Annotated in this window: 22 protein-coding genes, 2 tRNA genes, 1 other RNA gene and 1 pseudogene; 16 read left to right on the forward strand and 10 right to left on the reverse strand. The window is 56.8% G+C overall.

All coding sequences use genetic code 11. The features are described from left to right. Positions 1-126: 126 nt before the first annotated feature. A complete protein-coding gene (locus ACYVJT_RS00065) occupies positions 127-1,035 on the forward strand; it encodes a Nif3-like dinuclear metal center hexameric protein (RefSeq protein ID WP_343959282.1) in 909 nt (302 codons plus the stop codon). Positions 1,036-1,041: 6 nt separating this feature from the next. After that, entirely contained in the window at positions 1,042-1,773 is a 732-nt protein-coding gene (locus ACYVJT_RS00070) for a zinc ribbon domain-containing protein (protein WP_343959280.1), read from the forward strand. On the opposite strand, the gene ACYVJT_RS00075 is transcribed toward ACYVJT_RS00070, so the two are convergent. Beyond that, positions 1,774-2,523, reverse strand: a complete 750-nt coding sequence (locus tag ACYVJT_RS00075) for a YaaA family protein (protein ID WP_343959278.1) — start codon at positions 2,521-2,523, stop codon at positions 1,774-1,776. A 64-nt stretch (positions 2,524-2,587) separates the two neighbouring features. On the opposite strand from ACYVJT_RS00075, the gene rnpB reads away from it, so the two are divergent. From rnpB to ACYVJT_RS00090, 3 genes are all read left to right on the forward strand, one after another. Further along, positions 2,588-2,949: RNase P RNA component class A (gene rnpB / locus ACYVJT_RS00080), an RNA gene on the forward strand. Positions 2,950-2,976: 27 nt separating this feature from the next. Further along, positions 2,977-3,705: an HNH endonuclease family protein gene (locus ACYVJT_RS00085; protein ID WP_343959276.1), complete on the forward strand. Its 729-nt coding sequence runs from the start codon at positions 2,977-2,979 to the stop codon at positions 3,703-3,705. A 120-nt stretch (positions 3,706-3,825) separates the two neighbouring features. Beyond that, positions 3,826-5,286 (forward strand): glyceraldehyde-3-phosphate dehydrogenase, encoded by a 1,461-nt coding sequence (locus ACYVJT_RS00090; protein WP_343959274.1) that lies wholly within the window; start codon positions 3,826-3,828, stop codon positions 5,284-5,286. Positions 5,287-5,381: 95 nt separating this feature from the next. On the opposite strand, the gene def is transcribed toward ACYVJT_RS00090, so the two are convergent. Together def and ACYVJT_RS00100 are read right to left on the reverse strand one after the other, a co-directional pair. Beyond that, positions 5,382-5,999, reverse strand: a complete 618-nt coding sequence (gene def / locus ACYVJT_RS00095) for a peptide deformylase (protein ID WP_343959272.1) — start codon at positions 5,997-5,999, stop codon at positions 5,382-5,384. Beyond that, the gene (locus ACYVJT_RS00100; protein ID WP_343959270.1) at positions 6,000-6,305 is read right to left on the reverse strand and encodes an antibiotic biosynthesis monooxygenase family protein; all 306 of its coding nucleotides are present in this window, start codon (positions 6,303-6,305) and stop codon (positions 6,000-6,002) included. Between the two features lie 186 nt (positions 6,306-6,491). On the opposite strand from ACYVJT_RS00100, the gene ACYVJT_RS00105 reads away from it, so the two are divergent. The 3 genes and pseudogenes from ACYVJT_RS00105 (at position 6,492) to ACYVJT_RS00115 (ending at position 9,809) form a co-directional block, all read left to right on the forward strand. After that, complete coding sequence (locus ACYVJT_RS00105) at positions 6,492-7,094, forward strand: TetR/AcrR family transcriptional regulator (protein WP_343959268.1); 603 nt, start codon at positions 6,492-6,494, stop codon at positions 7,092-7,094. A 312-nt stretch (positions 7,095-7,406) separates the two neighbouring features. Beyond that, a pseudogene (locus ACYVJT_RS00110) lies at positions 7,407-8,615 on the forward strand (MMPL family transporter); the annotation flags it as partial. A 159-nt stretch (positions 8,616-8,774) separates the two neighbouring features. Then, entirely contained in the window at positions 8,775-9,809 is a 1,035-nt protein-coding gene (locus ACYVJT_RS00115) for an MMPL family transporter (protein ID WP_499418006.1), read from the forward strand. A 24-nt stretch (positions 9,810-9,833) separates the two neighbouring features. Here the strand turns inward: ACYVJT_RS00115 and ACYVJT_RS00120 are convergent, their stop codons facing one another. Both ACYVJT_RS00120 and ACYVJT_RS00125 read right to left on the reverse strand, forming a co-directional pair. Further along, the gene (locus ACYVJT_RS00120; protein WP_343959264.1) at positions 9,834-10,595 is read right to left on the reverse strand and encodes an enoyl-CoA hydratase/isomerase family protein; all 762 of its coding nucleotides are present in this window, start codon (positions 10,593-10,595) and stop codon (positions 9,834-9,836) included. After that, positions 10,596-11,375, reverse strand: a complete 780-nt coding sequence (locus ACYVJT_RS00125; RefSeq protein ID WP_343959262.1) for a MerR family transcriptional regulator — start codon at positions 11,373-11,375, stop codon at positions 10,596-10,598. It lies immediately after the preceding gene. A gap of 358 nt (positions 11,376-11,733) precedes the next feature. On the opposite strand from ACYVJT_RS00125, the gene ACYVJT_RS00130 reads away from it, so the two are divergent. Both ACYVJT_RS00130 and ACYVJT_RS00135 read left to right on the forward strand, forming a co-directional pair. After that, a complete protein-coding gene (locus ACYVJT_RS00130; RefSeq protein WP_343959260.1) occupies positions 11,734-12,360 on the forward strand; it encodes a DUF433 domain-containing protein in 627 nt (208 codons plus the stop codon). After that, the gene (locus ACYVJT_RS00135) at positions 12,357-12,779 is read left to right on the forward strand and encodes a PIN-like domain-containing protein (protein ID WP_343959258.1); all 423 of its coding nucleotides are present in this window, start codon (positions 12,357-12,359) and stop codon (positions 12,777-12,779) included. Before ACYVJT_RS00130 ends, ACYVJT_RS00135 begins: the two co-directional genes overlap by 4 nt. A gap of 85 nt (positions 12,780-12,864) precedes the next feature. On the opposite strand, the gene ACYVJT_RS00140 is transcribed toward ACYVJT_RS00135, so the two are convergent. Both ACYVJT_RS00140 and orn read right to left on the reverse strand, forming a co-directional pair. After that, positions 12,865-12,940, reverse strand: a tRNA-His gene (locus ACYVJT_RS00140). A gap of 73 nt (positions 12,941-13,013) precedes the next feature. Next, entirely contained in the window at positions 13,014-13,697 is a 684-nt protein-coding gene (gene orn / locus ACYVJT_RS00145) for an oligoribonuclease (RefSeq protein ID WP_343959256.1), read from the reverse strand. 103 nt (positions 13,698-13,800) lie between these two features. Between orn and mptB (ACYVJT_RS00150) the strand changes: the two genes are divergently transcribed. Together mptB (ACYVJT_RS00150) and mptB (ACYVJT_RS00155) are read left to right on the forward strand one after the other, a co-directional pair. Further along, the gene (gene mptB, locus ACYVJT_RS00150) at positions 13,801-15,396 is read left to right on the forward strand and encodes a polyprenol phosphomannose-dependent alpha 1,6 mannosyltransferase MptB (protein ID WP_343959254.1); all 1,596 of its coding nucleotides are present in this window, start codon (positions 13,801-13,803) and stop codon (positions 15,394-15,396) included. Beyond that, positions 15,306-16,988, forward strand: a complete 1,683-nt coding sequence (gene mptB / locus ACYVJT_RS00155; RefSeq protein ID WP_343959252.1) for a polyprenol phosphomannose-dependent alpha 1,6 mannosyltransferase MptB — start codon at positions 15,306-15,308, stop codon at positions 16,986-16,988. Before mptB (ACYVJT_RS00150) ends, mptB (ACYVJT_RS00155) begins: the two co-directional genes overlap by 91 nt. 14 nt (positions 16,989-17,002) lie before the next feature. Here mptB (ACYVJT_RS00155) and ACYVJT_RS00160 read toward each other — a convergent pair whose 3' ends face one another. Beyond that, a complete protein-coding gene (locus ACYVJT_RS00160) occupies positions 17,003-17,824 on the reverse strand; it encodes a GAP family protein (protein ID WP_343959250.1) in 822 nt (273 codons plus the stop codon). A 108-nt stretch (positions 17,825-17,932) separates the two neighbouring features. Between ACYVJT_RS00160 and ACYVJT_RS00165 the strand changes: the two genes are divergently transcribed. Together ACYVJT_RS00165 and ACYVJT_RS00170 are read left to right on the forward strand one after the other, a co-directional pair. Continuing rightward, positions 17,933-19,210, forward strand: a complete 1,278-nt coding sequence (locus tag ACYVJT_RS00165) for a sensor histidine kinase (RefSeq protein WP_343959247.1) — start codon at positions 17,933-17,935, stop codon at positions 19,208-19,210. Further along, entirely contained in the window at positions 19,207-19,866 is a 660-nt protein-coding gene (locus tag ACYVJT_RS00170; RefSeq protein WP_343959245.1) for a response regulator, read from the forward strand. The genes ACYVJT_RS00165 and ACYVJT_RS00170 overlap by 4 nt, the downstream gene beginning before the upstream one ends. A gap of 71 nt (positions 19,867-19,937) precedes the next feature. Here the strand turns inward: ACYVJT_RS00170 and ACYVJT_RS00175 are convergent. Beyond that, positions 19,938-20,011: transfer RNA gene (locus ACYVJT_RS00175), tRNA-Arg, on the reverse strand. Beyond that, on the reverse strand, positions 20,002-20,139 hold the full coding sequence (locus ACYVJT_RS00180; protein WP_343959243.1) for a hypothetical protein: 138 nt from the start codon (positions 20,137-20,139) through the stop codon (positions 20,002-20,004). The genes ACYVJT_RS00175 and ACYVJT_RS00180 overlap by 10 nt, the downstream gene beginning before the upstream one ends. Positions 20,140-20,168: 29 nt before the next feature. Between ACYVJT_RS00180 and ACYVJT_RS00185 the strand changes: the two genes are divergently transcribed. Both ACYVJT_RS00185 and ettA read left to right on the forward strand, forming a co-directional pair. After that, positions 20,169-20,618, forward strand: a complete 450-nt coding sequence (locus ACYVJT_RS00185; RefSeq protein ID WP_343959241.1) for a single-stranded DNA-binding protein — start codon at positions 20,169-20,171, stop codon at positions 20,616-20,618. An 80-nt stretch (positions 20,619-20,698) separates the two neighbouring features. Beyond that, a complete protein-coding gene (gene ettA / locus ACYVJT_RS00190; protein WP_343959239.1) occupies positions 20,699-22,381 on the forward strand; it encodes an energy-dependent translational throttle protein EttA in 1,683 nt (560 codons plus the stop codon). The last annotated feature ends 30 nt before the right edge of the window (positions 22,382-22,411 follow it).

Here is a 22,411-nt window from a genome sequence, read left to right on the forward strand (position 1 = left end):
ATTCGAGCAAAACCTCATAATTTGCTGTATTTGCTCTGGGTGTTACCTAACCGTTACTATTCCCTGGTGGCGCGTGCGGAACGTTAAACAGTGATTTCAGTGCGTTCACCAGGCACAATGGGTGACATGGCATCCGCGTACACACCAGAAGAACCAGCCGTACATCCCACACTTTCCCAGGTCGTCAGTGCCATGGAGTCTCTATGGCCATTGGGTTTGCAGGAGGGTTGGGACGCCTCTGGCATCGTGGCCGGTCGCCCCGAGCAGATCATCCAACGCATCCATTGGGCCGTAGACCCGGTGCAAGTAGTTGCCAATGAAGCGGTTGCGTCTGGTGCGGATCTCGTCATTACCCACCACCCACTCTTCTTGCGGCCGGTGACCTCCATGGCCGCCTCTACGTTTAAGGGCAAAGTACTACACACGCTGGTGGAGCAATCGTGCGCGTTGATCACCGCACACACCAACGCAGATTCGGCGGTGGGTGGTGTTTCAGATGTCCTAGCGGAAATTCTTGGGCTAGAGAACACGGTGCCACTGGCCGCCGCGCAGGATGGCCTGACCGAAGAAGGTATCGGTCGAGTCGGTACGCTGCCCAGCGCCATGCGCTTGGAAGAGTTTGCGACACGGGTCTACGGCGCTTTGCCTGCTGTAGCCGGCGGCGTTCGTGTCGCGGGGGACCCCGACGGTATCGTCTCGAAAGTTGCGATCACTGGGGGAGCGGGCGACAGCTTATTCGAGTACGTCCGTGACCATGAAGCCGATGTCTACATCACCGCAGATCTGCGACACCATCCCGCATCCGAAGCTCGAGAACAAGCCATGATGGGATCTGATCGTCCCTATTTAATTGACGTGTCACATTTCGCCTCGGAGTGGCTCTGGCTGCCAGCCGGTGCAAACGCCCTAGAGCGAGCCCTGGCTGATGAAGGGTTTAGCATCACTTCGGCTGTATCGGCCATCAATACCGATCCCTGGGACTTCATTTTGACCTCCGGGGACAACGCGACAACAACTCACGACGAAACGGATTAATTTTTTATGAGCATCACCGCAACCACCGAACAGCAGTACCAACTGCTTGATCTGCAGTCTTTGGACAATCAACTTGCACCGTTGCGTACACAGCTAAGTGAGATCCGTCAGGACGAACAGCTTGCAGGCCTGCGGCGCGAAGGAGCCTCAGCGGTCGAACGCGCAAAGGCGCAAGAAACCCAGGTAGCTCAACGACAGACGGTGGTCGACGAGGCCGCAAAAGTTGTGCAAGAGACCACCACGCGACGCAACAGGATGCAGTCGCAGATGGATGCTGATGAAGTTTCCTCACGTGATGTCCCGGGCGTGACCAAGGAAATTGCGGAGCTGACGATCCGCATCGGCAAACTCGAAGAGGAACAGCTCCAAGCCGAACAAGCCCTCGAAGAGGCGCAGCACAGCCTCGAGCAGGCTAAAACGGCAATTGTCAACGCGGAACAAGCCGTCAATGCGCGCATCACGACCCTTAATGAGCAGGGCCAACAACTGTCCAAACAAGGAAAAGAGCTCACCGCTGAACGCTCCGTACTGGTTGAGGATCTACCGGCCGACCTCGTGGCCGAGTATGAACAAATCCGCGACCAAAACCACGGCACCGGCGTAATGCAACTCCAGCCCGATGGTCTATCCGGTGCCGGTGTCCCGATTGCGCCAGCGGAACTGGCTGAGATCCAAAAACAACCAGCCAACGAGCTAACCTATTGCCCAGATACCGGTGCGATTCTGGTGCGGAACTGATCAGCTCAACACGATGCGCAGTGAACCTGCTGTGCGTTCAGTCGGCGGGACGAGCTCGGTCTCATAGATTTCACTCACAGATTCTGCAGCCTGCTCTAATGAGGCGATAGGTTGCTTCGCGTGTTGTTGTAGCAAGTGCCGTGCCACAAAACCACGAGTCTGTTTGGCCCAATGCGAGACCGTCTTGAGTTCACCATTGACATACTGGAACACATCAACCGTGACGGTTCGAAACGACCGGGGCTTCCAAAACGTTCTATACGGGCTCGAACGACAATCAATAATCGGACCGGTCACGTATTCGTCCAGCTCCGACGTGAGCCGCTCACGCCACCACGTGCCCACATTGCCAATGCCCGGCAGTTTGGCCGTCGCCGGGAAGCGATAATTCGGGATCGCATCAGCTAACCGCGTGACGCCAAACAGCGCTGAGAATACTAGCGTAACGTCGGGGTCTACGTTCTCAAGCGTGCCGTAATCCAGAGCGTCAAACAGAACACCGGTATATACCTGCCAAGCGGGTGCGGCCGGTGCGTCAAGAATATGCTGATTTGCTTCGATCTGTTCCGTGAGAGTTTTGCCGACTTTTAGTACCTCGTGAGCGTTGCCCAGACTCGACACAACCTGAAGCTCTTGAATCATCGTGCGCCGCTCGCCAGAGAGTTCCGGAAAAACGAGGTCATTAAACGCGAGTGGGGCTCCGTGGTGTGGCGGGGTTTTGGCTTCGGAAGGGGGCAACAAAATCAGCATAAGTTTGAGTGTAGTAGCTCCGATTACTGCGGCTGGACAATCTTCGCTAAAATGAGAATTTCGGGATGGAGTTGCGGATGATCGCGACCACACGTCGAGGAAAGTCCGGACACCACAGGGCAGGATGGTGGGTAACACCCACTCGGAGCAATCCGCAGGCTAGTGCCACAGAAAGTAGACCGCCCCACTTGCTGGGGTAAGGGTGAAAGGGTGGAGTAAGAGACCACCAGCGGGCGTGGCGACGCGCCCGGCTCGGTAAACCCCATCCGGTGCAAGATCAAGCAGAACACGTTATGAGGCTGCCCGCCCAGTGTTCGGGTTGATCGCTTGAGTCCCGCGGTAACGCGGCGACCAGATAGATGATCATCAAGCGCACGACTCATAATTGTGCGCTCACAGAATCCGGCTTATAGCACTCCATCCCGTCCCACGTCAGCTCTTTGAAAGAAACCATTGTCTCAGCAGCGTCGCCGCAAAACCTCACAGCTCGCCAAGCTCCCATTGCCCATCGCACTGGTCGTCATCGGCATCTATCTGATCGCCACTTTTGTCTTCCCCGCCGAAGAAGACTATGTGCCCCAAGCCGGCAGCGCCGCAGAGCAACTAGAAACCCTGGAAATCAAAGGACGCGCACCACAAACCGGGTATAGTCGTGACGAGTTTGGCGATGGCTGGTTGGACCCCGACGGCAACGGTTGTGACGGTCGAAACGACATACTCAGCCGAGATTTAGAAAGCGTCATCCACGACGATGATGGGTGTACTGTGCTGACCGGTGTGCTGCAGGATCCGTTTACTGCAACCGCGATTGATTTCATGCGCGGTGCTGAAACGTCGCAAGAAGTCCAGATCGATCACGTCGTGGCCCTCTCTGATGCCTGGCAAAAAGGCGCCCAACAGCTCTCGGAGGAGCAACGGGAGCGCTTTGCCAATGATCCGTTGAACCTCTTGGCCGTCGATGGCCCCGCGAACCAACAAAAATCGGATGGCGATGCGGCCACGTGGCTGCCACCCAACACAGATTTTCGGTGCGAATATGTTGCCGTTCAAACCGCCGTCAAAGCCAAATACGAGCTCTGGGTGACACAAGCCGAATACGCCGCGATCCGTGATGTGCTGACCAATTGTCCAGACGAGCCCGTGTACACCACCAGTGACGAGCTGCCGTTGCTTCGCCGGTAGCGGCACGACTTTGCACCGGCTTAGTGTATAGGTATCCTTTGCCCTGAAACGCTAAGATGAGAATGTTTTCATAGGTTGGCTGCTCCGCCAATCGCACACTATGCAGAAAAGGACCACAACGTGGCAGATATCACCGCCAGCACGCGTCAGACTCTACAACAGTGGAGCGAACGCGAGCAGTTGGCAGAGCAAATGGTTCCGCTCATTGGGTCGTTGTACCGCAATAACAATGTCGTGACGTCCATTTATGGTCGTAGTCTCGTGCACCAGTCGGTCGTCGATATTCTCAAGGCGCACCGCTTCGCTCGCCAGGTTGATGAATCAACGCTTCCGGTAGACGACTCTTTCGCCATTGTGCAGGCGATGTCAGACCTGAACCTTGGCGCTGGCTCTGTGGATTTGGCTCGAATGGTGAAGAAATTCCGTGACGTCGGTGGCGACGCGAAAACATTTGTTCGTACCGAACTCGCAGATATCGTCGACAAAAACGGCGAAGGCCTCGGCGACACCACCGATGTGGTGCTCTATGGTTTTGGACGAATCGGCCGTCTGTTGGCTCGTATCTTGCTCGACCACGCCGGTGGCGGCACCACGCTACGTCTTCGGGCGATTGTGGTCCGTCGAAACTCCGATGACGACATCACCAAACGTGCCTCACTGCTGCGTCGCGACTCGGTACACGGTGCATTCAACGGCACCATTGAAGTCGATGAAGAAGCAAACACCATTACCGCCAACGGCACGAAGATTCAGATCATCTACGCCTCCGATCCGGCATCGATCGACTACACCGAATACGGCATCAACAATGCAATTGTTGTAGATAACACCGGTGTATGGCGTGACGAAAAAGGTCTGGGTCAGCACCTGGAGGCCAAGGGCACATCCAAAGTTATTTTGACGGCCCCTGGAAAAGGCGATTTGAAGAACATCGTCTTTGGCGTGAACTCCGATGACATCACCGAAGACGACACCATCATCTCTGCTGCATCCTGTACCACCAACGCCATCACCCCGGTGTTGAAGGTCATCAATGATGAATACGGTATTCACCACGGTCACGTCGAAACCGTGCACGCCTACACCAACGACCAGAACCTCATCGATAACTTCCACAAGGGTTCACGCCGTGGACGTGCAGCGGGTCTGAACATGGTGCTCACCGAGACCGGTGCAGCTACCGCCGTGGCCAAGGCCTTGCCGGAACTCGCCGGCAAACTGTCGGGTAACGCCATCCGTGTGCCGGTGCCCAACGTGTCCATGGCGATCTTGAAGTTGGAACTCGACGGGGAAACGTCGAAAGAAGAGATCAACGCCCGTCTGCGTCAGGAATCCTTGACCGGTGACCTGAGCAAACAGATCGACTACATTTACTCGCACGACGCCGTCTCCAACGATTTTGTTGGTTCCAACCGCGCCGGCGTCGTCGATGGTCTGGCCACGATCGTCAACGAAGGTTCCAAGGGCTCCAGCCTGGTGCTCTACGTCTGGTACGACAACGAATACGGCTACTCAACCCAGGTTGTGCGTGCGGTAGAAACTTTGGCGGGGGAGAACCTGCAGGTCTTCCCAAAAAACTAGCAACCATAGTGCACTAGTCCTTCGGGCCTAGCGCATCAAACGCCGTGGCCGCTACAGCAATCTGCTGCAGCGGCCACGGCGTTTCATTATTCTGATTAGTTTGAGGTTTCGACCGCTTCGTCATCATCGTGACCAAATGGATCGGAATCTTCACCGGGCATCCAAGTGTTGCCTGCGGTCGTCCAACCTTGCTTGCGCAGTTCCTTTTTCCAACGCTTGGCCCAGCGAGGATTGAGTCGGTTCACGTACAGCGTGGCATTGAGGTGATCAAACTCGTGCTGCAAAATCCGAGCAAACCAGCCCGTGGCCTCAAAATCGATCTCGTGACCGCCGACGTCAAATCCCTGGAGTCGCACGTGATCCGAACGCTTCAACGGATAGGACAGGGCAGGCACCGACAGGCAGCCTTCCGTTTCACTTTCCGGATCAGGGTCCTCTTGCGACACCTTGCCTAACAGCGTCAGTACCGGGTTGAGCACTTCACCGGTGGTCGGTGCATCGCCGGTGTCCTCAAACTCCCAGGTAAAGATGCGGAGCCCAACGCCAACCTGTGGGGCAGCAAGCCCAACACCGCGTGCTGCTTCCTGGGTGACGTGCATATCGGCGACTAACTGGCGGATGTCGTCGTTGATTTCTTCAACCTCTGCCGCACGGTTATGCAGGACGGGATCGCCATGAATGACGATCGGTAAAATCTTTCCCTCGGTGGCCAATTACAACTCCACGATATCGAACTCGAGCAATTCGGCACCCGTTGCAACCGGCTGACGAGGCTTGCCGTCTTCAGAAGCATGCGTCGCAGCATTGTCGCGAGAATCACGCCAGCTTTCGTAATCTTCCCGTGACGCCCACTGGGTGTAGACGAAGTATTGCTCGTTGTCACCGGTGGGACGCAGCAGGTTGAATCCTTCAAAACCTGGGGCTTGATCCACGGCATGTTTGCGTGCTGCAAAACGTGCTTCGAGTTCGCTACCTTGACCTGCTGGAACGCTCAGCGCGTTAATAACCACGATCGACACAGGTGTCTCCTTAAAGTCTCAGAATTTCTTGCCATGCTTCGGCGCCTGTAGCACCGATCTATGTTTGGCCTCATGTACTGACATTACCGAATCCGAAGATGCCACACCAACGAGTACAATGCACGATTGCCGCTATAGTGCCTATATCACCACGGCCCTTGGGAGGAAAGAACTACGATGGACGCTGTGACTCCAGCACCTGAGAAATCACCGCGCGGACGGCCACGCAGCACGACCTCACACCAAGCTGTGCTGAATGCTGTGGCCCGGCTCCTTGAGGAACAACACCAAGACTATGAATCCCTGACGATCGAAGGCATCGCTGCTGAAGCCGGCGTCGGCAAACAGACCATCTATCGCTGGTGGTCGACCAAAGCCTCCGTGCTGTTAGAGGCCATTCTGGCCGGTCACGTCAAAATGCACATCGGTGAAGTCCAAGACACCGGTCACCTCGGAGATGATCTGCGGCAGTGGGTCCAGGTGCTTCGGGACAGTGTCTTTAACGCTCAGAGCGTCTCCTTGGCACGCTCGCTGATTTCAGCGGCCATCGTCGAAGAAGTGAACTTCGAAGATTATTTGACCCAGAACAGCCTGGAACTCACCGCCGTACCGTATAAGCGGCTTGCGGCAGAGGCAGACCGTGGCGGCCTACGCAAGGATGCAGACCTGTCAGCAGCCTTCGGCGCACTGGTCTATCCGATTATCTTGCGGCTGATTTCTGGGGTGACACCTGAACCTGAGTGGTTTGATGCGCTGGTCGACGTCGTAGTCGACGGGGTCGGTCGTTAAAGCCTCAGCCAACAAAGTCGTGTGGATTTGGACACAATTGTCCGGTAATTAGGGTCACGGGTTTTGCGAGACGCAGCGTATTGTTTATCGTAGAGGAGGTACAAACCTCCACGGGTCCGTTTCGTGCTGCACATTTTCGTCGACCCGACCCGCTCAGGATTCAGGAGTCCTTCCATGGCAAAACTGCTCTACCGGCTGGGCATGTTCAGTGCTCGTCGAGCCAAAACCGTGATCTTCGCCTGGCTGGCGATATTGGCGGTTGCGATCGGCTCATTTCTGACCTTTGGCGGTCAACTCACCGACCAAATCAGCATGCCCGATTTAGAAACCACCGAGGTCGCCGATCGGATGACCGAAGAGCTTGACGACGGTTCTGGCGGTAGCGCCAATGTCGTCATCCGCACCGAAGACGGCGAAGCCTTTACCGACGAGCAGCAGGATGCCATCGCCGAGTTGGGGACCGAAGTTGAAGAACACGACATTGTCACCTCGGTAACGGATCCTTTCGAAGCCGCCAATGAAGTCGAGGCAAACCGATCAGATATGGAATCGGGCCGCCAAGAACTCACCGATGGTTTGGATCAGCTGGAATCTGGTCAGGAAGAGTTAGACGCCGCCCGAGAAGAACTCCAGGCCGGTCAAGATGAACTTGATGCTGCCGCCGAACAGGCAGAACAAGCCGGTATGGCCGAAGCTGTGCAGCCGCAGTTGGACGCACAGCAAGAACAGATCGATGCCGGTCGTGCAGAACTCGACGAAGCCCAAGAAGAGCTGGACTCATTACGACAAGAAGTCGAAGACGGTGAGGTCGAGTTAGACCGTGCCCAGGCCATGCTGGATCTGGCGGATGGCATGGGAACCGTCTCTGACGATAACAGTGCAGCCCTGATGGTGATCAACTTCCCACAAGCAGCCCAAGCACTTGACATGGATCAGGTGACGGCTGTTTCAGAAACACTCGTTGACGCCGATATCGACGGTGTAGAAGTCCTGCCAACCCAGGACCTCAGCTTCGAGATGCCCGCGATGTTCTCAACTGCCGAAGTTATCGGTCTGCTGGTTGCCGCCGTGGTCCTGCTGGTTATGCTGGGCACGTTTATCGGTGCCGGACTACCGTTGCTCAACGCGCTGATCGGTGTCGGAATTGGCGTCGCCGGCGCGATGTCGTTATCCGGCGTTATCGAGATGATGTCAATTACGCCAATCCTTGGCCTGATGCTGGGTTTGGCGGTCGGTATCGACTACTCACTGTTTATTCTGCATCGTCACCGTCAGCAGCTTAAGAGTGGTATGGATGTGACTGACTCCATCGCGTTGGCGAATGGCACCTCGGGTAACGCCGTGGTCTTCGCCGGTGCCACCGTGGTCATCGCGCTGCTGGCGTTGAACGTTACTGGTGTTGGCTTCCTGGGGCTGATGGGTTCGGTCGCTGCCTTCTGTGTGCTGGTAGCCGCCCTCATGGCCGTTACCATGACCCCTGCGCTGCTGTCCGTCACCGGCTACAGCATCCTTTCCAAAAAGGAGCGCCGCTCAGCAGGACGCGCGAAGGCCCGTCCGGAACAATACAACGGAGACAAAGTGACGACCGGGATGCGGACCGGCAACGCTGTCCTGGCAACGGTCGGCGCCCTGGTTGCACTGGTCTTCCTTGCCCTGCCCGTAGGGTCGCTACGCCTTGGCCTGCCGGATGCTTCACAAGAGCCGGCTGATTCCACCGCATACCAGGCGTACCAGGAAACCGAAGAGTCCTTTGGTGAAGGCATGAACAGCCCGCTGCTGGTGCTTGCTGACCTCCCAGAGTCTGATCTGTCCGAAGGGGAAGCAACCGATCAACAAATCGCCGTTGCTGAACATCTGGCGCAACGCGACGATGTTGAGACCGCGGTGCCAACCGGCATGAACGAGGCCCACGACGTCATCGCGCTAGCCATCATTCCAACCGGTGGACCGGCTTCGGAAGCGACTGAAAATCTGGTGCACGACCTGCGCGCCGGGGGAGTACTGGCCGACACCGACGTCGCCGACGTAGAACTCTCGGTTGCCGGTGCCGCTGCTGCAAGCATCGATATTTCGGATGTCGTCGCCGATGCACTGCCCGTCTATCTCGGCGTTGTTATTGGCCTGTCGCTGTTGTTGATGATCATGGTCTTCCGCTCTCTGTTGCTACCGCTGGTGGCCACCTTGGGCTTCGTCGGATCGTTTGCGGCGACCATGGGGGTCGTGGTGGCCATCTTCCAATGGGGTTGGCTCGGGGACGTCTTTGACCTCACCGGCACCGGCCCAATCCTGACCTTCCTGCCAATCCTGGTTATGGGAATCCTGTTCGGGTTGGGCATGGACTACCAGCTGTTTACCGCGACCGGCATGCGTGAAGCCTACGCACAGGGTGCCAAACCCAAAGTGGCGGTACGAAAAGGCTTGGTCGCCGGTCGTGCCGTGGTGACCGCCGCGGCACTGATTATGATCTCGGTCTTTGCAGGCTTCATCTTCACCGACGACGTGATGATCACCTCGATCGGCCTGGCGCTTGCCGTTGGCGTGCTGCTCGACGCCTTCGTGGTCCGGCTGCTGCTCGTCCCATCGGTCCTGCACCTACTGGGCCCAGCCGCATGGTGGCTACCGAAATGGATCGACCGCATCCTGCCGAACGTAGATGTCGAAGGGACCGCTTTGGAACAAGAGGTCACCAAACGCTCGCAAGGCGCCGGCATCTAGTCTGCCTCGCGCGGACACCGTCCCTTACCGGCCCAGGCTCTGGGCGGTGTCCGTAAAGAACCCCAACGTCTGAGCCGACAGCTCGGCATCCAGGTGCGAATCCAGTGACGCATTCAACGAGGCGGCCAACAGCCGCTTCGATGCCGTCACAGCAAAGGACTCGTGACTTCCGATATGCTCACCCATCGTTTGGGCTGCCGCGACCACATCCTCCTCAACAGAGGTGACAAGCCCGGCCTCCAGGGCTTGCTGGGCATCATATTGACCGGCGTTGAGAATCAGGTCGGTCGCTTTTGGCAGTCCAATAATCCGGGGGAGAAACCACGACAAACCAAGGTCACCTCCAGAGATGCCCAGTTTGATAAACGGCGCGGAAAACACGGCTTCGGGGGAAGCCAGCCGAATATCGCAGGCGGCAGCAAAAGACATCCCGGCACCGACTGCATAGCCGTTGACCGCGGCGATCGTTGGCTGGGCTACCCCGGCAATGGTACGGATGAAATCTGTGCCGTAGCGCAGCGCCTTGGCAAGACGGACGGCTGGATTCGTTTCATTACTCCAGGGCATATCGTCGCCACCGTCGAAGCTATTCTTCAGATCCAGTCCAGCGCTGAATGCACGGCCGGCCCCGGTCAACACAATGACTTTGACCTCGGGGTTGTTTGCGAGCTCTCGTACGCCGGCGTCCCATTCGGTGAGTACTTTGGCGGTAATAGAGTTCATGGCGTCGGGGCGGTTGAACGTGGCAGTTCCAACCCCGTTGGTTACGGACAATTCGATGGACATTTAGGCTCCTTGAGTTGAATCTGGTGTGGTGTTATTTCGGGCGTCGCGGCGTCCTTGAGCCGCTTCGGATTCTCGGACTCTCAGGTCAGATAGGGCTTGTTCATAACTGCGGGCGACTGCAGCAATCGAGACGGGCTTGAAGAGCGCGACGAAGCGTTCCACGTCGTCGTCACTGTAGTGCTTGTCGGCTAGAACCGGCCGGACCAGGCGGGTATATAAGTCACCGAGTTCTGCTGTCAGTCTGGTGCCCGCCTCATCAATAGTGTAGGCCAGCTCTTTTGCAGCATCGGGCGTGATACCGATGTCGATAAGCTCCACTGCCAGCGACAACAAAGCGGTCGCCACTTCATAACGTTGTGTGCCGTCATCATCGTCGAGGCGTTTGAGAAGGCCCAAGCTGTGCAATACCGCGATGTCTTCATCCGTGAGCGGTCGGGCCGTTCGGGCGTCGAGTTCGGCTCGCGTGATGGTTTCGGGACGATCTGCCAGCCACGGTGCCAGCATGGTCGAGTGCATGGCAATGGTGGTCGGCGAGGAGTCTGCGGGAATCCTGTTCAAGTGCTCCTTGATGGAGGCCAAGCCGAAACCGTGGCCCTGCAGTTCGCGGATCAGCTCTAGCGTCACCAGGTGTTGTGCATGATAGACGGCATCGCGACCAGCTTTGTCTGGAGCCGCCAGCAGTCCCTCGGTAGTGTAAAACCGGATGGTACGTGCAGCAACACCGGAACGTTCCGAAAGTTCAGCCAATCCGTAGGTGACCTGGTCTTCACCATCGGTCATGTTGTGGTCCGTGGACACAGCTAGCAACCTCCAAAGCTCTCATGTGAGAGATATTACATGCCATAGGTCATCATCGTACGTAATGTAACACCATCAGTGGCAGTGTCATTATGAGCGTAATCGCTCCCACGCACGGAGGTGGATAGGTACGTCGGGTGTTGACCCGATCTTCGATGTCCACAAACGCAGGAGGGCTTTCCCAACTAATCATCGCGTAGAACTAGTCTTGAGTGACGGTATCGAGTTTGCGAGCCCCAGCCAATAAAGAAACTGGTACTTACCCCACGCTTGTCCGCGTGGTTTTCAAGAATCCCATGGCACAATAAGGAGTGACCGTGGGAAAGGAGGTGAGAGTGATATGGGCTTCCCAGAAGATCTGACATCAGCGCTTACAGGAGCAAGCGTTTATCAACTGCGCGAATGGCGCAACAAGGGCCTTCTCATACCTGAGGTTCGACGGCTTCGGCCCCCGCTGTATTCATTCCGGGACCTTGTAGCCGTCCGCGCCGTCGTCTTTCTTCGGTCCCAGGTTTCACTGCAGCGTATCGGCAAAGCCTTTAAGGCGCTGAAAGAGCTGGATCTAACTGATCATCCATCTCGATATGCATTTGGAGTTCATGACAAGGATATTAGCGTTGAAACTGCGGACGGTGACATCATCGATCTGATTGGTAAAAAAGGACAGCATAACCTTTTTCGACTGGACCAGATTTTTCGGCCATTTGAAAATTTCAAGGGAAATGAAGTTGTGGATTTTGAGCATCCAAGGCCTAACCTTGAACTCAATCATGGGCGCCTCGGAGGGTGGCCTACGATTACAGGGACTCGCGTGCCGTATCAGAATGTCGCAAACCTACTCACCGGTGGAGACTATTCAGTAAAAGATATTGAAGCGTTCTACCCTTCGGTTTCTGTCGATGCCGTCGACGACGCGGTTTCTTTTCATGAGCAGGTAAAGAGTCTCAGAGAGCCGATGCCGGCATGAAATTTCTTATAGACGAAAATGAATTCAAACCTCTGATTGATCCGCTCCGAATGATCCTCCCACACTATGAGTTTCATCATGTCTATGACCTGAATTTAGGCGGCACCCTAGACCTTCCACTGTTTTCTTGGATGAAGGACAACAGGTATACGGCAATTATTACCCAGGACGGTGCTCAGCTGGATAATAGGGATGAGCGGCAGGCGCTCATAGAATCAGGCATTCACTGGATTGGCAGAAAGCAACTAAAGAACCTTGCTGGCATGCGGCTGGTATCTACTGCAGTTGCTACGTACGTGGCAGCATTCCCTCACATACTAGAAGAGCTAGAGCAAGCAATAGAGCCTATGTTGCTCCGTGTTATGAACGTGCAGGCTGGCAAGCAAGAGCGAGTTAAGGCATCGCCTTTGCGCGCTTAAGAAGTTGAGACGGCTTTTGTTGACCGACCCCTAATGTGCATGCAGAAGATCCCTGTGAACAGCAGCGTGCTCACAGGGATCTGTGTGGGGTGAGTAACGGGGCTTGAACCCGCGACCTCCTGGACCACAACCAGGCGCTCTACCGACTGAGCTATACCCACCATGTCGAGTTTCCTCAGCGAAGGATTGCCATCAGGCAACGCGTTTTACTATAGCTCAGATTTTATGTTTTGCCTAATCCTGATCCCGCTTCAGGTTTGGCTCTGAGTAAAGCACGAGCTCGTCACGTACTGTGCGCGCCTCAGCGACGGATGGTCCAGGGGGAGTGACCATGATGGCGTCGCGGTAGTAACGCAGCTCGTTGATCGAATCGGTAATGTCACCCAAGGCACGGTGATTGCCGAGCTTCTCCGGGGCCTTGGAATAAGCATTCGGGTACCAGCGCTTGGCCAGTTCCTTTATCGAAGAGACGTCAACGATGCGGTAGTGCAGGTGACTAGCCAGCTGTGGCATCTCAGCGAAAAGGAACCGCTGATCCTGACCCACCGTGTTTCCTGCCAGCAGAGCTTTCCGTGGTTCAGGACAGAAGCGTTTGACGTGGTCCAACAGCTGTTGCTCGGCTTCTGCTGCAGTGACTCCGTTGTGCCACAGGTCGGATAGCCCGTTGTTTCGGTGCATCTCTATGACTACCGGGTCCATTTGCTCAATGGCGGCTGCCGGCGGCCGGATAATAATATCGATACCATCGTCGAGCACATTGAGATCGGCATCGGTAATAATGATGGCGACTTCTACCAGGGCATCCACGCCCGGATAGAGACCAGTCATTTCGGCGTCTAACCACACGAGATTGCGGCTGGGATCTTTTGCAGCATCGGAGACTGGTGTAAATGGTTCTGGGGTTTTTGTCTTGTCCAAGCTATTTCTCCTACTTCAGGTGTCGATCTTTAGCCTACCGATGTCCGGTGATACATTTATTCCGATAGTCATTGATAACAAACGCACCGACTGAAAGCAGTTGATGACGACCTCGGTTACCGCCCCGCATGGCACAAAAATGCTCGCCTGGCCCGCTATCGCAGTGGGTTTTTTGGGCTCTGTGCTGCTTACAGCTGGGTCTTGGTCCGTTGGATGGGTCGCACCAAACTCCGGTGTGAACTCTACCCAGTGGCTGGCACCATTTCGTACCACGGAACTCGGCGTGGTTGCGGGAACACTGTTGTTGACCGTCGGTGCATGGGGCATGATCTGGGGTTGGTTACGTCTCGGACTCGTGCTGCGCCGTCCCACACAACAATTCCGGGGAAAATATGAGTTCGCTTCCGGCGGGTTGCGCACCATCAACTGGACGGTGGCAATCTGGAGCGTGCCGCAACTGTTTGCGCTCACCATTTTTTCCCGTGACATGCTGGCATACCTCAACCAAGGTCGGCAGGTGTTAGCCGGGCAAAACCCATATGAAACGGGCATCTCGAATTTGCCCAACTGGTTTCGACTCGGAACCGACACCATGTGGGCCGAAGACGCCACCCCATATGGCCCCATGTTTTTGTGGATCGAGGGCGCCGTGGTTGGCGTCACGGGTGTGGATCAACCCGATATCGCCATCTTCTTCTTCCGGCTAGTGTCCCTGGTGGGCGTCGCACTGATCATGTACTACGTCCCCAAACTTGCTGAAATGCAGGGGTGGGATCCTGCGCGAGCCCAGTGGATTTCCGCGGCGAACCCGCTGTTTATTATCTCGTTTGTCGCCTCGGGTCATAACGACTCGCTGATGGTTGGGTTCATGGTGGCCGCCATCTACGCGGTTTGGCGAGGCCACGGGGTACTCGCCGTAGCCCTGATGAGTGTGTCCATCGGCATGAAAGTCATCTCGATCGTACTGCTGCCGTTCATCGGCTTGTGGTGGGCCAGGCGGAACGCTTCACGCATCAAAATCTTCTGGTATTGGGCTATCACGCTGGGGCTGACGATCGCCATCATGCTCGGCGTCGGATGGCTCAACGGCTACGGACTCGACTGGATCAAGGTCATCGCCGGAACCGGGTCGATCTGGAGCTTCTGGTCACCAGTGGGCGGGCTCGGCGAACTGGCCCGTGTTGCGGTAGTCGAACTCGGACTCGGTGATGGCGAATGGGTCATGCCCACGGTGCGTCTCGCGGGCCGGATACTGTCCGTGCTCATCGTGCTCGTGTTGATGTTCTGGGGCAAATACGACAACATTCTCGCGCGAGCAACGTGGTCGTTTGCCGCCATCGTCGTCTTGTCGCCCGTCATCCACCCCTGGTACCTGTTGTGGCTACTGCCGCTGTTCGTGATGCTCGGCATCCGCTCGAACTGGCAGTTACGCTGGGTGATTTTTACCGTCGTCTTTTTCGTGGCCTACGGTGCCGGCGATCAACTCTATATCTGGCAGTTCTTGGAGATTGGGACACTCATGCAAGTCATGTCCTGGGGCGTCTCCATCCTGTTGGCCATCTGGGTACTATTTTTTGATCCCTGGACCGCGCCAATGTTCAAAAACGAATGGCACCTGCGCCAAAGCTGGCGCCGTGGCGTGTTGGCCTACCGGCGATGGCGGGCCTCCCGGGCACAACCTACGGATACGGAGGTGTGATGCTCAAGCGGTTCGTACCCTCCAGAATTGATACCGACCCCGGCCATCACATCCGTATGGGTGTGGTGGCCGCCGTCATCATCATGATTGCCTCCTGGGGCGTGGGATGGTTGCCGCAAGCACAGAACTCCTGGTTCGCCGGCACCACGATCCTCAACCCCCTGCGCGTGTGGACACCCGGCGTGACCGTGTGCGCGGTGTTTCTCGTCGTCGGCGGGCTCTTACTCGTACGCTCGTGGATCCGACTTGGCCAAGCGCTGCAACTGCCCTTCACCACAGGTTCTGGCGGGCCCAGTGTCTCATCGGTCAAAGAGTCCGCCCGAAAACACCGCATCAACGATTCCAAACTCAGCGTCATCAACCGGGCCATCTGGTGGTGGGCCGCCCCGCTAACCCTGGCATTTCCCATCATGTCCCGAGACGTGTTTTCCTATCTCGCCCAGGGCCGCGTACTGCATGCCGGCCTGGACCCCTACGGCGAAGGCGTCTCGTCGCTACCCGGCTGGTTCATGATCGGCGCCGACTCACTCTGGGCCCAATCCCCATCGCCCTATGGCCCCGCCTTTCTGCTCGTCTCACAATTCGTGTGGTTCATTACCGACGGCGGCCCCGAATGGTCGATCCTGCTGTTTCGGCTGATGTTTTTAGGCGGCATGGCCATGTGCATGTGGGCCATCCCGCGACTGGCACGACGCTTCGGCGCCCGTGGCGACTGGGCCCAGTGGATCGTCATCGCCAATCCACTGTTCTGTCTCTACATGATTGCCGGAGCCCACAACGACACCCTGATGCTCGGCCTGCTACTCACCGGGCTATACTTCATCAACCCTTCCTGGCCGCAACACGCCAGACGCCGACGCATACTGCTGGGCTTCGTGCTGCTGGCAGGTTCGATCGCCATCAAACCGCTCACCGTGCTCGTCCTACCCTTTGCCGGGCTGTTGCTGCTGTGGAAGCCCGGCGTGCGGATGTCCTACCGCGTGCGCATCAAAGTTTGGACGAAATCTGTGGTGGTCGTCGGGGGAGTCCTCTTGGTTTTCGGCGCAATCACAGGGCTGTGGTTCGGTTGGATCGAAGCGATGACGACGTCCGGGTCGGCAGCCTTCCCGTATGCACCATTCGGGCTGCTCGGGTTGGGTATCGGCTGGTTGGTCGACGTATTATTTAGCTCCGGCATCGACCCCGTCGCCCAAACCGTCTATGCCCTGGGCACGGTCGCCATCGCCGTCGTGACCGCCTGGCTGGCGCTCAAACCACGACCCATGCGCCCGGTCTTGTCCGCAGCACTTGCCTTGGCTACTGCGGTGCTGGTCGCCCAAGTCTTTCAACCCTGGTACATCCTGTGGGTGCTGCCGTTGTTCGCCATCGTCGGTGTTTGGCGCGGATGGGCCTCGACATTGCTCTACCTCCTGGTCACCGTGCTGGTGGTGGTCGGCGTCGTCGACCAGCTGGCCGTATCTCAGTGGATCCCGATTTTGCCCCTGCGACTCCTCACAGCCGGCATCGGCCTCATCGGGCTCATCGTGCTCATGTTCTTCGACCCGTTAACGCGCAGGGCGTTCCCACAGACCAAAAAGACCGTTGACGCATAATTCATCGCGAAGCTCTAGCCGAACAAAACATTTTCCACTGCCGACCATGTGTTCAGCATAAGTACCACCCCGACTGCACCGATGACCCAGGCGATGGTCGACTGGCCGTTTTTGGCAAACCACTCATCAATTCGTTCCAGCAGCGGTGAGACCGCATTTCGTAACACAGTCCTGCCCAAGAACAGGGTGAGGGAGGGCACGAGCATAATCACGCAGTATGCCGCCAGCAGCCCGGAACTTTGGACGAAACCTAACCCTAGGGCGGGCGCGCTAGCCGTCAGTAGTCCAATAGCTGCAAGATACGGCAGCATCGTGGCGACTTCCAATACTCCTGCGGTCACCGCAATACTCATCAGAGTCACTGTGCCTGATTTCGTTCGCTGTTTCGTATTGGTTTGACTGATCCGCGCGTCCAGTGCTGAAACATTGTCTTCAACGGCGGATTGACGCCAGGCCGCTAACCGGGTGTACATGCCGGATGCTTTCTTCGAGGTGGTATCTTTCTGCAGGCTCTTGGGTGGTTCGATGACGAAACTCAAGATCAATAGCCCTGCCCCGACAACGAATCCGCCGAGCATGATCACCGGATGGTTCCAGTCAATTTCAAACTGCAGGCTCGCGAATCGAGCAGCGAAAAGCAGCATCACCCCGACCACGAAATAGAACCCACCAATCGTGGCCAGGTAGATCATCACCTTGGTCGCCCGCAGCTTTCCGGGGGCCATCATCAGCCAGACAGGAATGGCCAGGGTGCCGAAACTCAATGAATCAATCAGCGCCAATCCGGCTAAGAGTGGGAGCAGTACCGCAAATGAGGTCGCAATGTCGGTATCCATACTTCGACGGTATGCGCGTGCACCCCATGTGCCATCGGCCATTGGTGAGGTGCGGTGTCTAACTTTAGACAGATACCGTCAACGCACCACAGATGGAATACTCAAGGTATGACTGTGCATCCGTTCACAAGGTTCGCTGTCCGACACAAGACGTCGCGGCCTGATCTGCTGACGGCCTTAGCCCTCCTAGCGTTGGGGCTGGTGCTGCTGGGGCTCGGTGTCAACGCATCTTCGGCATATCCCGTACTCATACCGTTTTCTCAACAACAGCTGCACTGGTGGCACACCATACCCCTGGTCCTGGCCTGCCTCGCGACCTGCGTGCAGAGTCGTTACCCACTGGGCGTGTTCTATGCGATTACCGCCCTGTTCATTGCAGACATGGTGTTGGGATTTCACCTGGTGATGCTAATCGCGTGGGCGAACACCGCCTACAATGCTGCACGCTATGCCGCAGGCTCACTGCTGCGCTGGTCTCTGGTCGGTTTTGGTGTGATGACCTTCGGTTTGGTCTACCTCGTAAGTGGCAGCGTGAGTTCCGCGACCAACGCGTTACTCCAGGTAGTTCTCACCGCGGTGATCGCGGTCTGGTGGGGGAGTGAAGTACGCCGAGGAGACGAGTCAACCGAGGCTGAGCGGCTCAAATCCCTTGCAGCACGGCGTCAAGAAGAACACGAGCGCGAACAGCTCCTGAGGCGTCAACGAGCCGACCTTGCCTCTCAACTCCACGACACGATTTCCTCGCACCTCTCCACGATAGCGCTCTACACGGCCGGTGCACTCGATATGAGTCCGAACGCCCAGCGCGACCGCTCCGTGCTGATGGAGGTTCGGCGTTCCTCGCTCGACGCACTCACCGATATGCGTGAATTGATTGACGTGTTACGAACATTTGCCAATGTCGAGGCAGAAGACACAGGCACCGCACCGCCGTTGGCCTGGCAGGATATGCTCCGCAGACTGCGTTCGGCTGGCCTCGAACTGTCCATGACAGCCGAATCCGAGCGTCATGTGCAAGCAGCACTGACCCGCTCGGACTCGAGTGCGTCCCTCCTGTTGGCGAAGGTCCTCCAGGAAGCGCTGACCAATGCTTTGAAACACGGTGACGGTACCGCGACCATGCATTGCGAAGCCACGACCGAGGGAATCACGTGCACCATCACCAACCCGTTGGCTCCGTCTGTGGCACCGGACGCTGTCGCGCCTTCGCAACTTTCGGGCGGCCTCGGTCTTGGCGCCATGGCCGGGGCAGTCCATGACGCCGATGGAATCTTCAGTGCCGCAGCCACACGTGACGGTGTAATACGACACTGGACGGTGCATATTGAGCTCCCGTTTACCGCGCCACCTTCCCCCTCTCTGCCACAAGGAGCCACCAGTAGATGATCAGTGTTCTTATCGCAGATGACCACAGCGCCATCCGAGCCGGCTTGCGCATGATCATGGCAAACTCCGAGAACATCGAGATCGTGGCGGAAGCCTCCGATGGCCGTGCCGCAATGCAAAACGCCCACGCGCTGAAACCAGATGTGATCCTCATGGACCTACAGATGCCGAACGTCGACGGCATCGCGGCCACACGCGAGCTCGCCGACCACGGCATGAATGTCTTGGTACTGACGACCTATGACCACGATGATTACGTCTTCGGGGCCATTGAGGCCGGGGCGGCAGGATTCCTACTCAAAACCGCTGAAGCCAGCGACATCGTCAACGCCATAGAACGTGTTGCCGCCGGTCAGGGAGCAGTCGCCCCCGAAGTTGGCCGACGACTCTTCGCAGTGCTTTCCGAGCCAGGTGCACGCTCATCCCAACAGCGCCCAGCGGAGAAAGTCTCGCTCACGGAATGCGGCCTCACCGAACGTGAAATACAGGTCCTAACCGAGATTGGACACGGCAGCACCAATAAGGCCATAGCGCGCGAGTTTGGCATCACCGTCGGCACGGCCAAGACCCACGTGTCGCATATCCTCGACAAACTCGAAATCGACTCGCGGACGCAAGCCGCGCTCATCGCACGCGATGCTGGTTTGCTGGCATAAATGATGTTGTCGACGCAGAAAAAAACCGGCCTCTGATTCGGTATATAACCAAGTCAGATGCCGGTATGTCGCGCCCCAGGAGGGACTCGAACCCCCGACCTACGGATTAGAAGGCCGTTGCTCTATCCAGCTGAGCTACTGAGGCAACATCGCATAGTCTACCCAAAATGTTGTCCACATCCCCAAATAGGGATCCATGTTATCCACATTCTCGTTGTCACTGGTCTCGTGACCCATGGTGTTGCCGTTGACTGGACGTATTCGAAACGCCATCGAATATTTCCTCAACGAAAGGTTCAACTATGAAAACCCAGCTTACCGTCCGCGGCAATGTGGCCACCGCACCTCGACGAGTCGTCACCGACACAGGAATCGTCATCGCCGAATTTCGCCTGGCGGCAACAGAACGGTTCTTCAACCGCCAGACTGAACAATGGGAGGATGGCAACACGTCATGGTACACGGTGTCAGCTTTCCGACAGTTGGCCGAGAATATTTTCCGTTCATTCACCGTCGGCGATCCGGTAACCGTCACCGGGAAAGTCTCGATCAAACAATGGACCTCCAAGGATGAAACCAAACGCGGCACTACGGCAGAGATCGTCGCCGATACGGCCGGACACGATCTGATGCGTGGCTTTACCGAGTTCACCCGACACACCAAAAACTCACCGCGTGTCGTCGATAATTCTCCTGCCGATAGCCCACTGGTCGACCACGGTTGGGAGGAAGCCGAACCAATGACCGCCTAACGTGAACTGTTCTGTGGGTCGGTTGCTGCAGTTTGAGAAAGAATTACGTTCTGCTGCAGCAACCGACTACTGTAGAGGGCATGGCCGAATTTATTTATCAAATGATCAAAGCTCGCAAAAAAGTAGGCGACAAGGTCATTCTCGACGACGTAACCATGTCCTTTTACCCCGGCGCCAAGATCGGTATGGTCGGACCCAACGGTGCCGGAAAATCCACCATCCTGAAAATTATGGCGGGCCTCGATGAGCCCTCCAACGGTGACGCCTGGCTCTCACCCGGCTATTCGGTAGGCATCCTGCTGCAGGAACCACCGCTGACGGAAGACAAAACCGTGTTGGAAAACGTACAAGAAGGTGTTGGTGAGGTCTACCAGCAGCTGCAACGTTTCAACCAGATCTCTGTAGAAATGGCCGAGCCAGATGCAGACTTCGAAGCGCTGATGGACGAAATGGGCAAGCTTCAAGAAGCGATTGACGCCGCCGACGGTTGGGACATCGATTCCCAGATCGGTCAGGCGATGGAAGCTCTGCAGCTGCCCGATGGTGACGAACCGGTCACCCACCTCTCTGGCGGTGAACGCCGCCGTGTTGCCCTGGTCAAACTCCTCTTGGAAAAACCAGACCTGCTGCTCCTCGATGAGCCGACTAACCACCTCGATGCCGAGTCCGTTGCCTGGCTGGAAGGCCACCTGGCCAACTACGAGGGCGCAGTCATCGCGATTACCCACGATCGCTATTTCTTGGACCACGTAGCCGAATGGATCGCCGAAATCGACCGCGGTCGGCTCTATCCATACGAGGGTAACTACACCACGTACCTGGAAAAGAAGAAAGAGCGCCTCGACGTGCAGGGCAAGAAAGACGCGAAGCTTGCTCGCCGTCTGAAGGACGAACTGGACTGGGTGCGTACCAACGCCAAGGGGCGTCAGTCGAAGCAGAAGGCCCGCCTGGAACGCTACGAAGAAATGGCCAACGAAGCCGAGAAAACTCGCGTGCTGGACTTTGAAGAAATCCAGATCCCACCGGGGCCTCGCCTCGGCAGCCAGGTCATCGAAGCCGAAAACGTCACCAAGGGCTTCGACGGACGCACCCTGATCGATAACCTCAGCTTCTCCCTGCCGCCAAACGGTATCGTCGGCATCATCGGTCCAAACGGTGTGGGCAAAACTACCCTGTTCAAAACCGTCATCGGCCAAGAAGAAATCGATTCGGGCGAAATGAAGATCGGCGATTCCGTCAAAATCTCCTACGTCGATCAGAGCCGCAGCAACATCGACCCAGAACAATCCCTGTGGGAAGTCGTCTCCGATGGGCTCGACTACATTCAGGTGGGGCAAGTCGAAATGCCATCACGTGCCTACGTCTCGGCCTTCGGATTCAAAGGTCCAGACCAGCAGAAGAAAGCCGGTGTACTGTCCGGTGGTGAGCGCAACCGTCTGAACTTGGCGTTGACGCTCAAAGAGGGCGGCAACCTCTTGCTCCTCGACGAACCGACCAACGACCTCGACGTGGAAACCCTGACATCGCTAGAAAATGCGCTGTTGGAATTCCCCGGTTGTGCCGTCGTGATTTCCCACGACCGCTGGTTCCTGGACCGTGTGGCAACCCATATTCTTGCGTGGGAAGGCACCGAAGAAAATCCAGCCAACTGGTACTGGTTCGAAGGAAACTTCGAGTCCTACGAAGCCAATAAGATCGAACGTCTCGGACCAGATGCGACCCGTGAAGCACGCGCAACACACCGTCGCCTGACCCGTAACTAAGGTCAAGCTGTCTCTGCTCCGTATCCACAG

The organism is Yaniella soli (genome assembly GCF_054782375.1).

Excerpts from the sequence above, each read along its gene's own strand:
- ACYVJT_RS00065 (WP_343959282.1), top strand. The coding sequence starts at position 127 with ATGGCATCCGCGTACACACCAGAAGAACCAGCCGTACATCCCACACTT.
- ACYVJT_RS00070 (WP_343959280.1), top strand. The coding sequence starts at position 1,042 with ATGAGCATCACCGCAACCACCGAACAGCAGTACCAACTGCTTGATCTG.
- ACYVJT_RS00075 (WP_343959278.1), bottom strand. The coding sequence starts at position 2,523 with ATGCTGATTTTGTTGCCCCCTTCCGAAGCCAAAACCCCGCCACACCAC.
- ACYVJT_RS00120 (WP_343959264.1), bottom strand. The coding sequence starts at position 10,595 with ATGTCCATCGAATTGTCCGTAACCAACGGGGTTGGAACTGCCACGTTC.
- ACYVJT_RS00125 (WP_343959262.1), bottom strand. The coding sequence starts at position 11,375 with ATGACCGATGGTGAAGACCAGGTCACCTACGGATTGGCTGAACTTTCG.
- ACYVJT_RS00130 (WP_343959260.1), top strand. The coding sequence starts at position 11,734 with ATGGGCTTCCCAGAAGATCTGACATCAGCGCTTACAGGAGCAAGCGTT.
- ACYVJT_RS00135 (WP_343959258.1), top strand. The coding sequence starts at position 12,357 with ATGAAATTTCTTATAGACGAAAATGAATTCAAACCTCTGATTGATCCG.
- mptB (WP_343959254.1), top strand. The coding sequence starts at position 13,801 with ATGACGACCTCGGTTACCGCCCCGCATGGCACAAAAATGCTCGCCTGG.
- mptB (WP_343959252.1), top strand. The coding sequence starts at position 15,306 with ATGGCACCTGCGCCAAAGCTGGCGCCGTGGCGTGTTGGCCTACCGGCG.
- ACYVJT_RS00160 (WP_343959250.1), bottom strand. The coding sequence starts at position 17,824 with ATGGATACCGACATTGCGACCTCATTTGCGGTACTGCTCCCACTCTTA.
- ACYVJT_RS00165 (WP_343959247.1), top strand. The coding sequence starts at position 17,933 with ATGACTGTGCATCCGTTCACAAGGTTCGCTGTCCGACACAAGACGTCG.
- ACYVJT_RS00170 (WP_343959245.1), top strand. The coding sequence starts at position 19,207 with ATGATCAGTGTTCTTATCGCAGATGACCACAGCGCCATCCGAGCCGGC.
- ACYVJT_RS00180 (WP_343959243.1), bottom strand. The coding sequence starts at position 20,139 with ATGGCGTTTCGAATACGTCCAGTCAACGGCAACACCATGGGTCACGAG.
- ACYVJT_RS00185 (WP_343959241.1), top strand. The coding sequence starts at position 20,169 with ATGAAAACCCAGCTTACCGTCCGCGGCAATGTGGCCACCGCACCTCGA.
- ettA (WP_343959239.1), top strand. The coding sequence starts at position 20,699 with ATGGCCGAATTTATTTATCAAATGATCAAAGCTCGCAAAAAAGTAGGC.